This window comes from Croceimicrobium hydrocarbonivorans (assembly GCF_014524565.1).
Lineage (GTDB): Bacteria > Bacteroidota > Bacteroidia > Flavobacteriales > Schleiferiaceae > Croceimicrobium > Croceimicrobium hydrocarbonivorans.
In genome coordinates this window covers 1268178-1284552 of the sequence record NZ_CP060139.1, presented here as the reverse complement: position 1 = coordinate 1284552, position 16375 = coordinate 1268178, and the positions used below count along the sequence as shown (strand labels likewise).

At 45.3% G+C, this 16375-nt stretch carries 15 protein-coding genes; 7 read left to right on the top strand and 8 right to left on the bottom strand.

Annotation, left to right across the window (positions count from 1 at the left end):
- Positions 1-113 precede the first annotated feature (113 nt).
- On the top strand, positions 114-662 hold the full coding sequence (locus H4K34_RS05965) for a hypothetical protein (protein ID WP_210759913.1): 549 nt from the start codon (positions 114-116) through the stop codon (positions 660-662).
- Positions 663-735: 73 nt separating this feature from the next.
- Here H4K34_RS05965 and bcp read toward each other — a convergent pair whose 3' ends face one another.
- Positions 736-1197: a thioredoxin-dependent thiol peroxidase gene (gene bcp, locus H4K34_RS05960; protein WP_210759912.1), complete on the bottom strand. Its 462-nt coding sequence runs from the start codon at positions 1195-1197 to the stop codon at positions 736-738.
- Between the two features lie 213 nt (positions 1198-1410).
- On the opposite strand from bcp, the gene H4K34_RS05955 reads away from it, so the two are divergent.
- The 6 genes from H4K34_RS05955 to H4K34_RS05930 all read left to right on the top strand — a co-directional run bounded on the left by H4K34_RS05955 (position 1411) and on the right by H4K34_RS05930 (position 7915).
- The gene (locus H4K34_RS05955; RefSeq protein WP_210759911.1) at positions 1411-1692 is read left to right on the top strand and encodes a co-chaperone GroES; all 282 of its coding nucleotides are present in this window, start codon (positions 1411-1413) and stop codon (positions 1690-1692) included.
- A gap of 29 nt (positions 1693-1721) precedes the next feature.
- Positions 1722-3365, top strand: coding sequence for a chaperonin GroEL (gene groL, locus H4K34_RS05950; RefSeq protein ID WP_210759910.1), 1644 nt, complete (start codon positions 1722-1724; stop codon positions 3363-3365).
- A 123-nt stretch (positions 3366-3488) separates the two neighbouring features.
- Positions 3489-4427: a hypothetical protein gene (locus H4K34_RS05945; protein WP_210759909.1), complete on the top strand. Its 939-nt coding sequence runs from the start codon at positions 3489-3491 to the stop codon at positions 4425-4427.
- A 49-nt stretch (positions 4428-4476) separates the two neighbouring features.
- Positions 4477-6432 (top strand): ATP-binding protein, encoded by a 1956-nt coding sequence (locus H4K34_RS05940; protein ID WP_210759908.1) that lies wholly within the window; start codon positions 4477-4479, stop codon positions 6430-6432.
- Positions 6433-6474: 42 nt separating this feature from the next.
- Positions 6475-7119, top strand: coding sequence for a response regulator (locus tag H4K34_RS05935; protein WP_210759907.1), 645 nt, complete (start codon positions 6475-6477; stop codon positions 7117-7119).
- A gap of 25 nt (positions 7120-7144) precedes the next feature.
- Complete coding sequence (locus H4K34_RS05930) at positions 7145-7915, top strand: hypothetical protein (RefSeq protein WP_210759906.1); 771 nt, start codon at positions 7145-7147, stop codon at positions 7913-7915.
- Between the two features lie 46 nt (positions 7916-7961).
- Here the strand turns inward: H4K34_RS05930 and H4K34_RS05925 are convergent, their stop codons facing one another.
- The 7 genes from H4K34_RS05925 to H4K34_RS05895 all read right to left on the bottom strand — a co-directional run bounded on the left by H4K34_RS05925 (position 7962) and on the right by H4K34_RS05895 (position 16375).
- Positions 7962-8414 carry a GatB/YqeY domain-containing protein gene (locus H4K34_RS05925; protein WP_210759905.1) on the bottom strand — a complete coding sequence of 151 codons (453 nt, stop codon included), beginning with the start codon at positions 8412-8414 and terminating at the stop codon, positions 7962-7964.
- Positions 8415-8528: 114 nt separating this feature from the next.
- Complete coding sequence (ftsZ, locus tag H4K34_RS05920; protein ID WP_210759904.1) at positions 8529-10613, bottom strand: cell division protein FtsZ; 2085 nt, start codon at positions 10611-10613, stop codon at positions 8529-8531.
- 10 nt (positions 10614-10623) lie between these two features.
- Positions 10624-12015, bottom strand: coding sequence for a cell division protein FtsA (ftsA, locus tag H4K34_RS05915; RefSeq protein WP_210759903.1), 1392 nt, complete (start codon positions 12013-12015; stop codon positions 10624-10626).
- A 3-nt stretch (positions 12016-12018) separates the two neighbouring features.
- Entirely contained in the window at positions 12019-12741 is a 723-nt protein-coding gene (locus H4K34_RS05910; protein WP_210759902.1) for a cell division protein FtsQ/DivIB, read from the bottom strand.
- Positions 12738-14075 carry a UDP-N-acetylmuramate--L-alanine ligase gene (gene murC / locus H4K34_RS05905; RefSeq protein ID WP_210759901.1) on the bottom strand — a complete coding sequence of 446 codons (1338 nt, stop codon included), beginning with the start codon at positions 14073-14075 and terminating at the stop codon, positions 12738-12740. The genes H4K34_RS05910 and murC overlap by 4 nt, the downstream gene beginning before the upstream one ends.
- The gene (gene murG / locus H4K34_RS05900; protein WP_210759900.1) at positions 14065-15171 is read right to left on the bottom strand and encodes an undecaprenyldiphospho-muramoylpentapeptide beta-N-acetylglucosaminyltransferase; all 1107 of its coding nucleotides are present in this window, start codon (positions 15169-15171) and stop codon (positions 14065-14067) included. Before murG ends, murC begins: the two co-directional genes overlap by 11 nt.
- On the bottom strand, positions 15158-16375 hold the full coding sequence (locus H4K34_RS05895; RefSeq protein ID WP_210759899.1) for an FtsW/RodA/SpoVE family cell cycle protein: 1218 nt from the start codon (positions 16373-16375) through the stop codon (positions 15158-15160). The genes murG and H4K34_RS05895 overlap by 14 nt, the downstream gene beginning before the upstream one ends.

Below are 16375 nucleotides of genomic sequence, written 5' to 3'. Positions count from 1 at the left end.
TTTAACCTTATCTAAGCCTAGTAGGCGAAAACCCCAGTATTTATAGGCTTTTTCAGGTTTTGTGAATTGCCCGAAATAGCTATCTTCACGCGCTTAACATTAATTTAATATCTATGTTTAAATCAAAGCTTTTTGTAGGGCTTTTGGGTACTTTACTACTGGTTACTGCCTGTAAGAAAGACGACGACAATGATGGTACTAACAATCCAGGGGACTTCCCACAAGAATTGGTTTTAGATGGTACCCGTTATGGTTTAGGTACTGCTTTTATGGAGTTTTATCCTGACTATGGTGTGAACTCTCATAATTTGGACTTAATCTTTTTTAGTGATGGTTTAACGCCTCATTATGATGCCGACAACTATCCAGATTCTGTTAGCGGAAACGGTTATATGATGTATTTCGAATTGTTTAGTGCCGACAGTACTTACTTAAGTGCCGGAACTTACAGCATGGATACCACCTTAACCGTAAACACTTTCCAAGGTGCCTTTATTGCTCCAGTAAGCAATGGTGCGATCAATGGTGATCCCGAGCAATTGAAAGCCGGCAGTGTTGAGGTGTCTCGCAGCAATAATGTGTACACCATTACCGGTTCTGGTAAGGATGCAAACAATAAAGATTTCGAGTTCAGCTACCAAGCTGCTATTACCATTTTCTAGGTATAGGAATCATTAGCATAAAAAAACCTGGCTTCTTATGGAGGCCAGGTTTTGTGTTTTAAGGACATTGCTTTTAGCTGAAATCGGCTAAAATCTGTTCGGTAGCTTCTTTGGTTTTTACCTTCAGGTAGATTTTAGCAATCTTTCCTTCTTCGTCAATTACAAAGGTTTCGCGGTGAATGCCATCGTATTCGCGGCCCATAAATTTCTTTAAGCCCCATACTCCATAAGCTTCAATAACTTCTTTCTCCGTATCGGGAATCAAAGCGAAGGGTAAATCATATTTGGTGGCGAATTTCTGATGCTTTGCGGCGGTATCTGCACTTACTCCAATTAGTTCAAAGCCTTTGTCTTTTAGGTCCTGATAATTATCTCGGAAATTACAAGCCTCGGCCGTACAGCCTGGCGTATCGTCTTTGGGGTAGAAGTAGAGAACTACCTTCTTGCCTTTAAAATCCGAAAGTTTGATCGGATTGCCATTCTGGTCCTCTGCATTAATATCCGGGGCCTTGTCGCCCTCTTTAAGATGTGTCATATTTCAATTTTTCTATAAAACCCTAGCAAAGGTAGAATGTTGATTCGGGAATACGAATTTAGGTTCTGTCAGTCGAGCTTGCAGAAACTGACAGATTGGATAGGGTGAATGTCAGTTTGCCACCTTTTTTAGAGCCTTTTTCTACTGGCATATTTTCTGCCTTAAGGGAGGTCAATCAGATTAAAAATAAGTTTAACCTAAACAAAGTCTAGAATGGCTGATATTAACTTAAAACCTTTGGCAGATCGCGTACTGGTAGAGCCCAGCGCAGCCGAAACTACCACTGCCTCCGGAATTATCATTCCTGATACTGCCCAGGAAAAACCCCAACAAGGTACTGTTGTAGCGGTAGGGGCTGGTAAAGCAGATGAGCCCATGACCGTTAAAGTAGGTGATACCGTATTATACGGAAAGTACGGTGGTACTGAAATTAAGCATGAAGGTAAAGATTACCTAATCATGCGTGAGTCTGATATTTATGCCGTAATCGGTTAAACCAATTCCAAAAAGAAAATACAATACAGATGGCTAAAGAAATCAAATTTAACCTTCAAGCTCGCGATGGTTTAAAGCGTGGTGTAGATGCGCTGGCCAATGCAGTTAAAGTTACCCTCGGACCTAAAGGGCGTAACGTAATCATCGAAAAATCATTCGGTGCTCCTCACGTAACCAAAGACGGTGTTACTGTGGCCAAGGAAATCGAATTGGAAGATAAAGTGGAGAACATCGGTGCCCAAATGGTAAAAGAGGTAGCCAGTAAAACTGCTGATGTAGCAGGTGATGGTACTACTACCGCTACCGTATTGGCTCAGGCGATCTTCAACCAGGGTTTGAAAAACGTTACCGCTGGTGCTGCTCCTATGGATTTGAAACGCGGTATCGATAAAGCGGTTACTGCCGTAATTGAAAACCTTCGTTCTCAAAGTCAGGAAGTAGGCGATAGCGATGCTAAAATTGAGCAGGTAGCAGCTATTTCTGCTAATAATGACTCTGCCATTGGTAAGCTTATCGCTGAGGCCATGGGCAAAGTGAAGAAAGAAGGTGTTATCACCGTTGAAGAAGCTAAAGGAACCGAAACTTATGTGGAGGTTGTAGAAGGTATGCAGTTCGATCGCGGTTACCTTTCTCCTTACTTCGTTACCGATAGCGAGAAAATGGTAGCTGATCTCGACAGCCCATTAATCTTGATCTACGATAAGAAGATCAGCAATATGAAGGAATTGTTGCCTATCCTTGAGCCTGCCGCTCAGTCTGGCCGTCCTTTATTAATCATCGCTGAAGATGTGGAAAGCGAAGCCCTTGCTACCCTAGTGGTGAACAAAATCCGCGGAAGCTTAAAGATTGCCGCTGTTAAAGCTCCTGGCTTTGGCGACCGTCGTAAAGCTATGCTCGAAGATATCGCCATCCTTACCGGAGGTACTGTAATTTCTGAAGAGCGCGGTTTCAAATTGGAGAATGCCACCATGGATATGTTGGGTTCTGCCGAGAAAGTAAGCATTGATAAGGATAATACTACCATCGTAAACGGAGCTGGTGAAGCTTCTGATATTGCAGGTCGTGTAAACCAAATCAAAGCACAGATCGAAACCACAACTTCTGATTACGACAAAGAGAAATTGCAAGAGCGCTTAGCCAAATTGGCGGGTGGTGTTGCCGTTCTTTATGTGGGTGCTGCCTCTGAGGTGGAAATGAAAGAGAAGAAAGATCGTGTAGATGATGCCTTAGCCGCTACCCGTGCTGCTATTGAAGAAGGTATCGTTCCTGGTGGTGGTGTAGCCTTAGTGCGCGCTGCTAAAGCCCTTGAAGATTTAAAAGGCGATAATGAGGACGAAACTACCGGTATACGCATTGTTCACCGTGCCATTGAAGAGCCATTGCGCATGATTGCTTACAATGCTGGTCAAGAAGCTTCTGTGATCATCAACAAAGTACAAGAAGGAAAAGACGATTTTGGATACAATGCCAAAACCGAAGCCTTCGGAAACATGTACGAGCAAGGAATTATCGATCCAACTAAAGTAACTCGCGTTGCTTTGGAGAACGCTGCTTCTGTAGCCGGAATGTTACTCATTACCGAAGCTACAATCAGTGAAATTCCAAATGAGAACGATGCTGCCGCTGCCGCTGCTGCCGCCGGAATGGGTGGTGGTATGCCAGGTATGATGTAAGAAGCACATATATTCTCTATATAATAGCTCCCGACTCCCGGCTTTTTGCTGAGAGTCGGGATTTTTTTTTGCTTCTTTGGGAGGACCTTTTACAATCCTATATTTGTGATAGTAATACACACTATGAAACGAGTACTAGCCCTTATTCTATTAATCTTTATCATGGCGCCGGAAGCGGATGCGCAGCGCTATAAGGATCCACGCAGTTATTACCGCGAATTTTACAGCCAAACCCGTCGTATTCAAACCAAGAACCTTCGCTATGTAGAAGCGGTAGCTCGCGGTGATGATGCCCGCATTATCAATAAGTTTCGCCAGATGGTGGTGGATCAATTGAAAGAAAGTCGCAGAATCTTGGATCGAGTAGGAGCTTATAAAGACGATGATGTTCTGCAAAGAGAATATATCGCCGGTATAGATATGTACCTGGAGGCTTATGAAAAAGATTTTGGGGCTGCTGAGGAATTGACTAGTACCCGCTACAATTCTCTGGAAAACTTGGAAGCCTATTATGCCGCTGCCAATAAAGCTGAGATTAAGGTTTTAGATGCGGCCTATAAGATTGAGAAAGCCGAGGATTATTTTGGGAAGACCTATATGGTGGACCTGCGCCGCGATACGGTTATGGCTACTAAGCTTTTAAAGCTGGATGAAATTACCGTTTCAGCTCGTGAAGTTACTCTGGAATATTTCCGGGTTGACGCCCAATTAAGCAAGTTGTTTAGTGCCATTGATTCCAATAAAACGGATGATTTGGATGTGATAATCACCGATCTCCGTAAAGCGGCAAAAGCGGCCATGACCAATTTGGAGGCTTCTGAGCCGATGGAAGATTACGAAGGATTACATGAGCAGGCGAATTACTATTTCGATGAATTGAATAATGCCATTGATTCAGATTTACGCCCCATGGCAGAACAATTCAAGTTTAAGTACAAGGATCAGGATGATTTAGAAGAAGCGCAAGCTACTTTAAGAGATTTTAAAGAGTTTCAATCTGAGATGCGCGAAGAGTTTTTCGCCGTTCGCAAGGAAATGATCCTCGATTATTTAGAAGAATAATTAATAGGGGATTCCTTAAATTCAGGGCCTTAATCATGCTTTTGAATTTATGAGGTCCCCCCTGAAAGCACTCTTATGGGTGGGCCTGACCTTTTGGTCGGGCCTTTTTTGTTTTGGTCAGAATTCTATAGATAGTTTGGAGACTGTTCTAAAACAAAGTCAAGACCCTCAAACCCGCACCGAACTTAGTCTGATCCTTGCCAAGGAATGGATTATCAAGCATCAAGACTCTGCTTTGCCCTATGTGCAGGATGCTTTGCGGCTGAGTAAAGAGCATGAGCTGGAGGAGCTGCAAATTGAGGCGGAGAACTTAATGGGCAATGTATTGCAGCGCCAATCTAAGCCCGATGAAGCCATGGCACTTTACCATAAGGCGATTGAAAAAGCCGAAGCCTTAGACTATCAAAAGGGCCTGGCCAAGCTCTATAATAATGTGGCCCTAATCCATATTGAGCGTGGTGAATTTCCAGAGGCCCTAGAAGGATTTACCAAAGCAACGCGTTGCGAGGAGGTAATTGATAACCCCGAGGGGAAGGCTCAAGGACTCAACAATATTGGGGTGGTTTTCTATTATCAAGGCGATTATGACAAGGCCCTTGAGTATTTTCTAGAATCCGTTAAGGTGCATGAATCCATGCAAAACCTGCTCAGTGCCAAGCAGGGTTACAATAATATTGGAGCAATAAATGAGGCATTGGGCCGCCATGAGCAAGCTTTGATCTATTACCAAAGAGCCTTGCGTATCGCACGCGATATGGACGATCGTTCGGAATTAGCCAATGCCCTCAATAATATCGCCAGTGTTTACAGCAATATGGAAAACTGGAAGGCCTCGGAAGACTATTATTTGCAGGCCCTGGAAGTGAATCAAAAGGCGGAAGACTACTATTCTCTGGCTTTGGTAAATATTAATTTAGGTGATCTTTATGCTAAATCCGGCCAAGGCCAAGAATCCGAAGCCCATTTTTTAAAGGCGGCTCAAATTACTGAGGAAGGACAGTTTAAGAACCTGGCCTATAGCCTCTATGAGAAAATGGCCCATTATTATTCGGAGAGGCAGAACTTCGAAAGGGCTTATCACTACCAAGGGCTCTACGATCAGTATAAAGATTCGGTTTACAATGAGGCGAAGGCAAAGGCCATAGCGGAGACCAATACGCTATACGAAACGGAGAAAAAGGAAAAGGAAGCCGCCGAAGCAAAAGCTGCTTTAGCCCAAGAGCAACTCACGGTGCAGCGCCAAACCCAGTGGATGATTTTATTGATTGCCGGAGTGGTTTTAGTCATCATGTTTAGTGTTTCCATGATCCGCCAGCAGGCCATAAAAAGGCGCCAATTAGAAACGGAGGCCGCCTTACAAGAGGAGAGGGCCCGCGCCGAAGGTCGACGTAAATTGGAAGAGGAACGCAATCGAATTTCTCGTGATTTGCATGATCATATCGGATCCCAGCTTACTATCATCAGCTCACAAATCGATAATCTGGCATTTAAGGAAGCGTCTGAAGAACGCCGTACTTCCTTCGAGAAAATTAGCGACCATACTCGTGATACCATGGCACAATTGCGAGAAACCATTTGGGCCATGAATAATGATGAGATTAACCTAGAAATGCTCAGTGCCAAATTGCAGGATTTCATGAATCGCTCCGCACATGAAGGGCGAAGTTTAATGGTTCAAAATAATTGCGAGCCTCAGCTGGTTTTAAGTCCGGAGCAAACTATTAACCTCTTCCGCATCTGCCAGGAGGCAGTCCAGAATGCAGTAAAGTATGCCGAATTCCATGAACTTAGAATCGCATTTAGTTCGGATGCGCAAAGCCTCCAGGTTAGGATTGAAGATGACGGAGTGGGAATGGAAATGGATGGCAGTGTAAAGGGCTATGGTTTGCAAAATATGCAGGCCAGAATGCAGCAAATGAAGGGTAGCTTTAAAATTGAGTCTGAAATTGGCAAGGGTACCCGCATCTATTTGAGCTTGCCTATTAATACGCCAATTGCCGTATAGGAAATTAAAACTTAGCCTGTCATATTTGTAAAAAGTCCAACCATGACCTTAAACATTGCTATCGCCGAAGACAATTACCGCCTGGCCCGTACTTTAATCGAGAAACTGGAATTGGCGGAAAACCTCCAAGTGAAATGGCATGAGCCCAATGGTAAGGCCCTCCTGGATCATTTGGAGGAAGATCATAATCTGGATGTCATCTTAATGGATATCAATATGCCTGAAATGGACGGTATCCAAGCCACGGAGATAGTGCGAAAGCGCTTCCCCCAAATTAAGGTAATCATGAGTACCGTTTTTGATGAAGAGGATTATATCCTTAAGGCGATTATGGCGGGTGCCAATGGTTATCTTCTAAAGGATGAGCGCCCCTTGAAATTACATCTGGCCATAGAGGAAGTAATGGAGGGCGGTGCACCTATGTCGGCGGCCGTAGCCCATAAAGCTTTGCGCTTGATTCGCTTGGGAGCGGATATGCCCGAAGAAAAGGTGGATTATAATCTCACTAAGAGGGAGACGGAAATATTGGAGCATCTTGCAGCGGGGCGCAATTACCAGGAAATAGCCGAAAACCTTTTCATTAGTCCCTCCACTGTTCGGAAGCATATAGAGAAAATCTACCAAAAATTGCAGGTGCATAATAAGGTGGAAGCAGTACAGCTCGCTTTGCGGAATAGGCTGGTTTAGACGTATCTTGGCCTTAAAATCAAGCATGGGCCGCGTTCACCTTTTTGAATGGGAAGATTTTAGTTGGTTCCCGAAAAATCTTCGCGATTACGGAACGGACTTCTTAGAATTTTTAGCTCAAAAAACGGGGCTTTTCCAACCGGCGGTTCCAATCCTAATCAAGGCTTTAAAGCGATTAGAGACTAATCAGATTATTGATTTGGCCTCCGGAGGAGGTGGAGCTTTACCTGGCTTAAATAAGGAGCTTCAAAAGGAGGTGCCGGGCTTGCAGATCACTTTAAGCGATTACTATCCAAATCTGTCGGCCTTCAAGCGAATCAGTAATGAACATGCCAATATTGCCTTTAAAGCGGAGTCGGTAGATGCTCGTGCTGTGCCCAAAGACTTAAAGGGCTTGCGAACGCAGTTTTTATCGCTGCATCATTTCAAGCCGAAAGATGCTCGGGCCATTCTTCAAAATGCAGTGGACAGCCATCAAGGGATAGCCATTTTTGAAGGTCAGGAACGCAGTGTGCCCAGTGTTTTAGCGATGATTTTTTCGCCCATCAGCCTGCTTTTAAGCACTCCCTTCATACGTCCTTTTCGCTGGGGTCGATTACTGTTTACCTATCTAATCCCGGTAGTACCACTTTTTGTGCTTTGGGATGGCGTGGTTTCATCCTTACGTACCTATTCCTTGGCTGAGATGAAGGAGCTTATTGCCAGCCTTAAAGATGCGGACCATTTCGAATGGGAAGTAGCCAAGGTGAAATCGGGACCAGCCAAGGTTTTGTATTTAGTAGGTTTACCCAAATAAAAATCCCGGCGCTAACCGAGATTCTCAATAATTATATGGACTAAGCTTAATTGGCTAAAAGCTCTTTAACCTTGGCGCTAATGCTTTTGCCATCGGCACGACCTGCCAGATCTTTACTGGCGCGACCCATTACCTTACCCATATCTTGTGGACCGGCGGCTCCTACTTCTGCAATAAGCTTCTTGAGGTAGTCTTCTAATTCTTCTGGGCTTAGTGCTTTAGGGAGGAATTCTTCAATCACTTCCAATTGAGCGCGTTCTTCCGAAGCTAAATCCTCACGGTTTTGTTCTTCGTAAATGGCCAGTGAGTCCTTGCGTTGCTTTTGCAAACGAGTAAGGATCTTTAACTCTTCCTCTTCATTTAATTCTGCTCCGGCCCCTTTTTCTGTTTGGGCAAGCATAATAGCTGATTTAATACTGCGTAAGCTTTCCAGTCTTACCTTGTCTTTGGCCTTCATGGCCGTTTTAATTTCTTCAGCGATATTTTTAATTAAACTCATGATCTTTTTTCCTTTCAAACAAAGGTAAAACTTGCCCGGCTCTTTTGGGTGCAGTCCAATAAAAAAGCCCGGTAGAGGGTACCGGGCTTTTTATGAGAACAGGGAACTAGTCTGTTAATCAACGTTGTCGTGTAAAAAGCTGTTATTGCTTTTAAAGTTTGGGCCTTCTTCACCGTCGTTTAGAGTCATGCGTCCGCGTGATTCCTGGCTAGATAAAGAGCGTTGCTCAATATTGATACCATGACGTTTATAGGCAGGCTCATTGTCTGTTTCTGTAAGGCTGTGTGGGTTGTTCTTAAAGCGGTAGTTAAAGGCCTTCAACTTTGCTCTGCGTTCTTCCGCACGTAAGCGCATACTTTCTTCGATGCTACTCTCCATAGGGTCAATGGGTCCCTGACGATTGGCAGCAGGGCTTTCCTCCTTACGGGTTTTAACTTCGAAGTGTAAATCTTCATCCTTATCGGCTTCAGCCTTGGCTTGAGGAGCCGGTTTTGGGCTGGCAGCCTTGGGGCTAATACCTTGATTAAGTTTGGCTTCTAATTCCTGGTAGTCTTCCAGGCTAAATACTTTGCGCTCAGCAGGGGCTGGCTTTTGGAATTCAGCTTTGGGCATTTCAGGAGCCTTAGCTTGAGGAATTTCTTGCTCGGGAGTTTCTTCACGAATTTCCATCTTAGGAGCCTCAATCTCTTCCTCTTCATCAATATCAATTTGGAAGAAATTGAAGTCGATATCTTCCTCCCGAACTTCAGCTTGGGGGCTGGCAGCAGGCTCTTCTACTTCATTGATTTCATCTTCCTCCATATCGAGGCTGTGTCTTAAAACAGGCTCTTCAATTTCCGCTTCTGGTTCAGGATTGGCATCCAATTCAAACATCGGATGATCCTCAATTACCAATTCTTCCTCTTCCTTTAATTCGAAGCGAGGCAAGCTTTCATCATCCTCATCAATGTCCGGACTTTCCTCCTGATCTTCGATCGGTTGAGCAGCAGGATGTAATGGTTTATCATAGTCATCATCCGCGAAAAGCGAAGTTTGACGCTGACGTTCTAATTCTTTTTCCTCATTTAAAGCACGGTCTAATTCCTGGTCGAGGTTGAGGTCTAAATCCTCTTCGTCCATTTTAACCGGCGCATCATACAAGGAAGTGCTAATCGCTTGATCGTCCTCCAAAGGGTGAACAATCTTAGCAGGAGCTTTGCCAATTACCTGCTTTTGCTGATCGGCATTAAATCCCGTTGCAATAATGGTAATGCTGATTTCGTCGCCCAGGCTTTCGTCCTCACCAATACCCATAATGATGTTGGCGGCACCTCCAGCCTCATTTTGGATGAAGTCGTTTACCTCACCGATTTCATCGATGGTAATTTCATTGGTACCGGAAACGATCAATAAGAGTACGTTTTTAGCACCACGAATATGGTTGTCGTTCAGTAATGGAGAATCCAGGGCCGCGGAAATAGCTTCCTTGGCGCGATTCTCGCCCATAGCGGTGGCTGCACCCATTATGGCGGTGCCGGAATTGGCTAAAACAGTTTTAGCATCCCGAAGGTCAATATTGGTAGTGTAGTGGTGGGTAATTACCTCGGCAATACCTCTGGCGGCGGTGGCCAATACTTCATCGGCCTTGGCGAAACCTGCTTTGAAGCCCAGGTTGCCGTATACCTCACGCAATTTGTTATTGTTGATCACAACCAGCGAATCCACTACCGAACGCAAGGACTCAATACCTTTTTCGGCTTGCTCCTGACGCATGCGACCTTCAAATACAAAGGGGCTGGTAACGATACCTACGGTTAGGATGCCTTGGTCTCGTGCAGTCTTTGCAATAACCGGAGCGGCACCCGTTCCGGTACCACCACCCATTCCGGCAGTGATAAACACCATTTTGGTATTGGTCTCCAGAATCTTGGCAATTTCATCGAGGCTCTCTTGGGCTGCCTGCTCTCCCACAGTGGGGTTGGCACCGGCACCTAAGCCCTCGGTTAAGGTTACCCCTAACTGGATTTTATTGGGAACCGGACTGTTTTCTAAGGCCTGAGCATCGGTATTGCAAATCACAAAATCTACTCCGTTTATCCCGGAGCTAAACATGTGATTTACCGCATTGCTACCACCTCCGCCAACGCCCACAACTTTAATCACGGACGAACGGTTTTTAGGGAGGTCAAAGGGCATCATGTCTTGGTTTGTATTCTCCATTATGAGAGGCTTATAGATCTTCGTTTAAAAAGTTTCGGAACTTATTAGCCCAGTTCTCGAACACATTGGAACGGTAGGGCTTTTTCTTTTCGTTGTTTTCGGGTGCTTCTTCCTGTTCTTCTTCAGGGGCTTCGGCTTCTGGACTCTCTACTTCTTCAGGAGCTACTTCGGCAATCGGTTTTTCGGTAGCCTTAGCTTCTTCATTCGCGGCCCGTTCTACATCGCTGGGATGATCTTTGGGTTTACCTTCCAGTCCTTTAAGGATGAGTCCTACGGCAGTAGCATAAATGGGAGAAGAAAGATCGTCGCTACTAGGGCTGGCTAAATGCTCATTGGGGTAGCCAATACGCGTATCCATACCCGTAACGAATTCTACCAATTGCTTAATATGTTTAAGCTGCGAGCCACCCCCAGTTAATACAATACCAGCAATTAGTTTCTTCTTGTTTTCGTTGTAGCCGTAATTCTTGATTTCCAGGTAAACCTGCTCAATAATCTCCACCACCCGGGCATTGATAATTTTGGAGAGCATTTTCATGGAAATCTCCTTGGGCTCTCTTCCGCGAAGGCCAGGGATGCTTACGATTTCATTCTCCTTGTTTTCGCCGGGCCAAGCCGATCCAAACTTGATTTTCAGGAGCTCGGCTTGCTTTTCAATAATGGTGCAGCCCTCCTTAATATCTTCCGTAATTACGTTGCCACCAAAGGGGATCACCGCGGTATGGCGAATAATGCCATCCTTAAAAATGGCTACATCTGTGGTACCACCGCCGATGTCGACCAACACTACACCGGCCTCTTTTTCTTCCTGCGAAAGCACCGCTTCAGCAGAAGCGAGGGGTTCGAGGGTGATGTCAGCTATCTCTAATTCGCTGGAGCGCACGCAGCGCCCAATATTTTTAATGGAAGATATCTGACCTACTACAATATGGAAATTGGCCTCTAAGCGAGAGCCATACATACCTTTGGGTTCGCGGATATCAGGTTGTCCGTCGATCTTATATTCCTGAGGAAGCACGTGTATGATTTCCTCACCGGGGAGCATTACCAAATTGTGCACATTATCGATAAGCTCTTGCAAGTCGCGATCTTCGATAACGGCATCTGGATTTTGGCGATTGATATAATCGCTATGCTGGGTACTGCGGATATGTTGACCGGCAATTCCCACCACCACTTCCGAAACATTGAGGCCACTTTGGGCTTCTGCTTCTTCCACGGCTTCTTTAATGGATTCGATGGTTTTAACAATATTGGTCACCACACCGCGCTGCACACCCAGGGAGCGGGCCTTGCCAATCCCAAGAATTTCGACCTTGCCGAACTCGTTCTTCCGGCCGATCATGGCCACGATCTTGGTGGTCCCGATGTCTAAACCTACTGAAATCTCTTCCGGATTCATGTTTTAGTTTTTGCGGCAAATGAGTTGTCCTTCAAATCGAAGGTCAATCTCTTTAAGCTTATTTAAATATTTCGGAGCGGGGGCTTGGGTATAAAAGACCTTTAGTTTGGTCAATTTTTCCTCCAGCTCTTCAGGTTTTCCTACCCGTATTTTAAAGTTTCCTTTTGCAGGAAAAAGCGTCCATTCTTTCTGTTCATTACAATGCAATCCAGTAAAGAATTGCTGGTAGAACTCATCTTGTTTGAGCGACTGCCAAAAGCTGGCAATCAGCACCAAATCCTCATCATTCAAGTCACCACTCACCAGAGGAACTTCTTCGGAGAAATAGGGGCTCAAAGGCATTTTTTCTCCAGCATCCAATAGATAAAAAGAACCTCTTCTGTCGATAACTCTCGCTAATGGATCATGCTGCCATAGCATTATCCTTAAGCTACCATCTATCTTCGAATATACCTCGGCTTTCCTGATAGCAGGGTGATTATCAATGCTTTCTTCTAACAAGGCCTTGTTAATTTCTGCCAGCTGTAGGCTGCTGTCTCCCAGTTCTTTTTGAACTTGTTTTTCCATCTCCAGCAGCGATAAAAATGAACGGTCTTGTCGATTTTCAAATTGCAATTTGAAGTCCTTGAGCTCTTGCCGATCATAGGCATTACTAGCGCTGGAAACTAATAGTATCCAGGTGCTTAGCCCTCCGGTCCATATCGCTATTTGATGCCAGAGCTTCATTTTAATAAGGCCAGTTTTAAGGGGCGGATCAGTTGATCAATATCTCCGGCTCCGATGGTGAGGATTAATTCGGGTTTTTCCTCGCTAAATCGACTGAGGATTTCTTGCCGAGCCATCAATGATTTTGTTTCCGATTGTATCAAATCCAATAAAGCTTTGGAGTTAATTCCGGCAATCGGACGTTCGCGGGCAGGGTATAATTCCAATAAAATCACTTCATCGAAGGCAGAAAGGCTTTCGGCAAAGTCATTTAAAAAGTCGCGGGTACGAGAATATAAATGCGGTTGGAATATCGCGGTGATCTTGCGCTTGGGATAAAGCTCACGCACCGAATTTTGCAAGGCGGCAATCTCCCTGGGGTGATGGGCATAATCGTCGATATACACCAGGTCCTCCTTTTGGATATGGTATTCGAATCGGCGTTTTACCCCTTTAAAGCTTTCGAGTCCTGCCTTGATTTGTGCTTCGCTTAAGCCGTATTTCAATGCTAGGGCAGCGGCGGCAACCGCATTTTCTACATTATGCCGACCGGGCAGGAGCATGCTGATATCGCTAATACGACCCTGCGGATGCACGAAATCAAAATGATATTGATGTTCTCTTACCTGAACTTGATCGGCATAATAGGAGTTCTGATTGCCAAAGCCATATTTAAGGCCCAGATTCAGATTGGTACTTTCATTCACCAAAACAAAATCGCTTACACTTTCAGCAAATTCGCGGAAGGTGTCTTCCAAGCTTTGCGCCTCGCCATAGATGTCCAAGTGATCGGCGTCAGTACTGGTAATAACCGCTGCAGTAGGCTTTAAATTCAAGAAGCTACGATCGTATTCATCCGCTTCCGCTACCAACAGATCGGTATCATCATGACCCCAAAAATTGGATTGGTAGTTAGTACTGATTCCACCTAAAAAGGCACTGATCTCTACTTCAGCATGACGATATAAATGGGCTAAAATGCTGGAGGTAGTAGTCTTGCCATGCGTACCGGCAACAGCTAAGCAACGATGCTTTTGGGCGATGAGACCTAGTACTCGGGCGCGCTTTACAATTTCAAAGCCTTCTTTTTGGAAGAAGTTCAGTTCACTGTGATCCTCCGGAATCGCCGGGGTATAAATCACTAAACTGTCTTCCGCTTTAAAGCGTGATGGAATTTGCTTCACATCATCCTCATAGTGGATCTTCATGCCTTCGGCTTCTAGGTCTTCACAGAGGGGCGAGCGATAGCGATCGTAACCAGCGACCTTACGGCCAGATTGCTGGAAATAGCGGGCCAAGGCGCTCATGCCAATGCCGCCAATGCCAATGAGGTATATATTTGGTCTATCCAGCATGGCCAAGAAGGCTTTCAATTTCGTTTACAATGCTGGCTGCTGCATCGGGCAGAGCCAGTTTCTGAATATTGTTTTGCAGGTCTTTCTGCTTTTGAGGAGCTTCCAGTAATTCCTGCACCAGGGCTACTAATTCTTGGGAGTCTCGAGTTTCTTTAAATAGCAAGGCCGCTGACTTCGAGCTCAAAGCTTCGGCATTCTTAGTTTGATGATCCTCGGCCACATTGGGCGAGGGAATAAGGATGGCGGCTTTGCCTACCACTGCCAGTTCGCTCAAAGTATTGGCACCGGAGCGACTAATCACAATATCGCTAGCCGCATAGGCCTCGCGCATATCACTAATAAAAGCTTGAAGCTTGATGTGATCCGGCAGGTTTTGATGCTTGGCGGCCAAAGAATCATAATAGAGTTTACCGCATTGCCAGATGATATTGAGCTCCATTTTTTGGAGATTTTCCAATTCGGAGCTGATCAATTCATTAATGCGGCGGGCACCCAGGCTACCACCTAATACTAATAGGGTGGGCCATTCAGGCTTTAAGCCTAATTTCTCTTTTACTTGCGCATCCGCGGGAAGCGCTGTTTGAAGATCCTTGCGCAGGGGATTGCCGGTAAGTACCAGCTTATCCTTAGGGAAGAATCTTTCCATTTTATCGTAGGCCACGCAAATGCGAGCTACTTTTTTACTGAGCAGCTTATTGGTAATACCCGGAAAGGAGTTCTGCTCCTGAATCAAGCAGGGGACACCTTTGGATGCGGCGGCCCATAAAAGCGGCCCACTGGCAAAACCTCCGGTTCCGATGGCGATATCGGGCTTAAATTTTCGAATCAGCTTGCGGCTCTTAGCTAAGCTGCTCAATACTTTGAAAGGGAAGCTCAAATTGTCGATTGTCAATTTTCGCTGCAAGCCACTAATCCAAAGTCCTTCGATGGGGTAACCGGCCTGCGGTACCTTTTCCATCTCCATTTTATTTTGGGCCCCAACAAACTGAAATTCAGCCTGGGGATACCTTGCTTTAATTTCATCGGCAATGGCCAGGGCCGGGAAAATATGACCTCCGGTGCCGCCTCCACTAATCATTACTCTAAGCTTGTCCATCGAGAATCGGTTTTAGAGGCTGTTCACTGTCGATTGCATCTTCCGCATCGGAAAAGGCTTCATTTTCTTCACTTTCGTTTTCGGCTTTGCCACGACTTACGCTAAGGATCATTCCCAGGGCCAGTGCGGTCATCCAAACCGAGGTTCCACCTTTGCTGACCAGTGGCAGGGTTTGCCCGGTTACCGGGATAAGATTTACGGCTACACTTAAATTCACCAGGGCCTGTGCTAATATGGTCAAGCCTAAGCCCAAGCTAAGTAAACTACCAAAGCTGGTTGGGGCCTTGGTGGCGATGGTGAGTATCCTAAAGATGAGCCAGATATAGACTATTATAGTTAGACCTCCTCCCAAGGTGCCCATCTCCTCTGTAATTACAGCGAAAATGAAATCGGAATTGGATTGAGGTAAGAAGTTCTTCATTACTGATTTGCCAAAGCCTTTGCCTACAATTTTGCCTTCGGCGATGGCCATTTTGGCTTTGGTTACTTGATAGTTTTCGGTGCTTTCACCACTGCTGAAGCTTTCGATCCGGGTTTTCCAAGTGTCGAAACGGTTCGTCAAATTGGGGAATTGGAAAACCAGTAGGATAAAGAGCGCCAAAGCAGCAATACCGGAACCTGCTAGGATAATGAGGTTTCGGATGGGGTAACCACCGATAAACAGCAAAAGGTAGGTTACGCCAAAAATGAGGGCTGCCGTACTAAAGTTGGCCGGAAGGATAAAACCCACCACCAGCAGGATGGGTAATATCAAGCCAATAAAATGCTTGCGAAAGCCTCTGAGCTCTTCCTTGGTATGTACAGCTAAATAGCGCGCCACATAGGCTACCAGCACAATAGCCGCTAAGGCAGAAGGCTGAAAGGTTTGTCCGAAAGGCAATCGAATCCAACGAGCGGCATTGGAAATATTCACCCCGTTTACCAGGGTGTAAATAAGGAGTAGAATCACCGGAATGATGAGCAGCTTGGCCAAATTGCCAAAGAGCTTGTAATTAACCCGATGCACCAGGGTGGCGATTACAAATCCACTGAATAAAAAGGCACTGTGTTTTAATAAGTCCACCATGGTGCTGCCACCATTATTAAAGGCCAGATTGCTACTAGCGCTATAAACAGTAAGCGTGCCCACGGCGGCTAAAATGCCACTTAGGATCCAGAGGGTTCGGTCTCCTTCTACTCGTATTTCCTTGCCGAATAGAGTCAT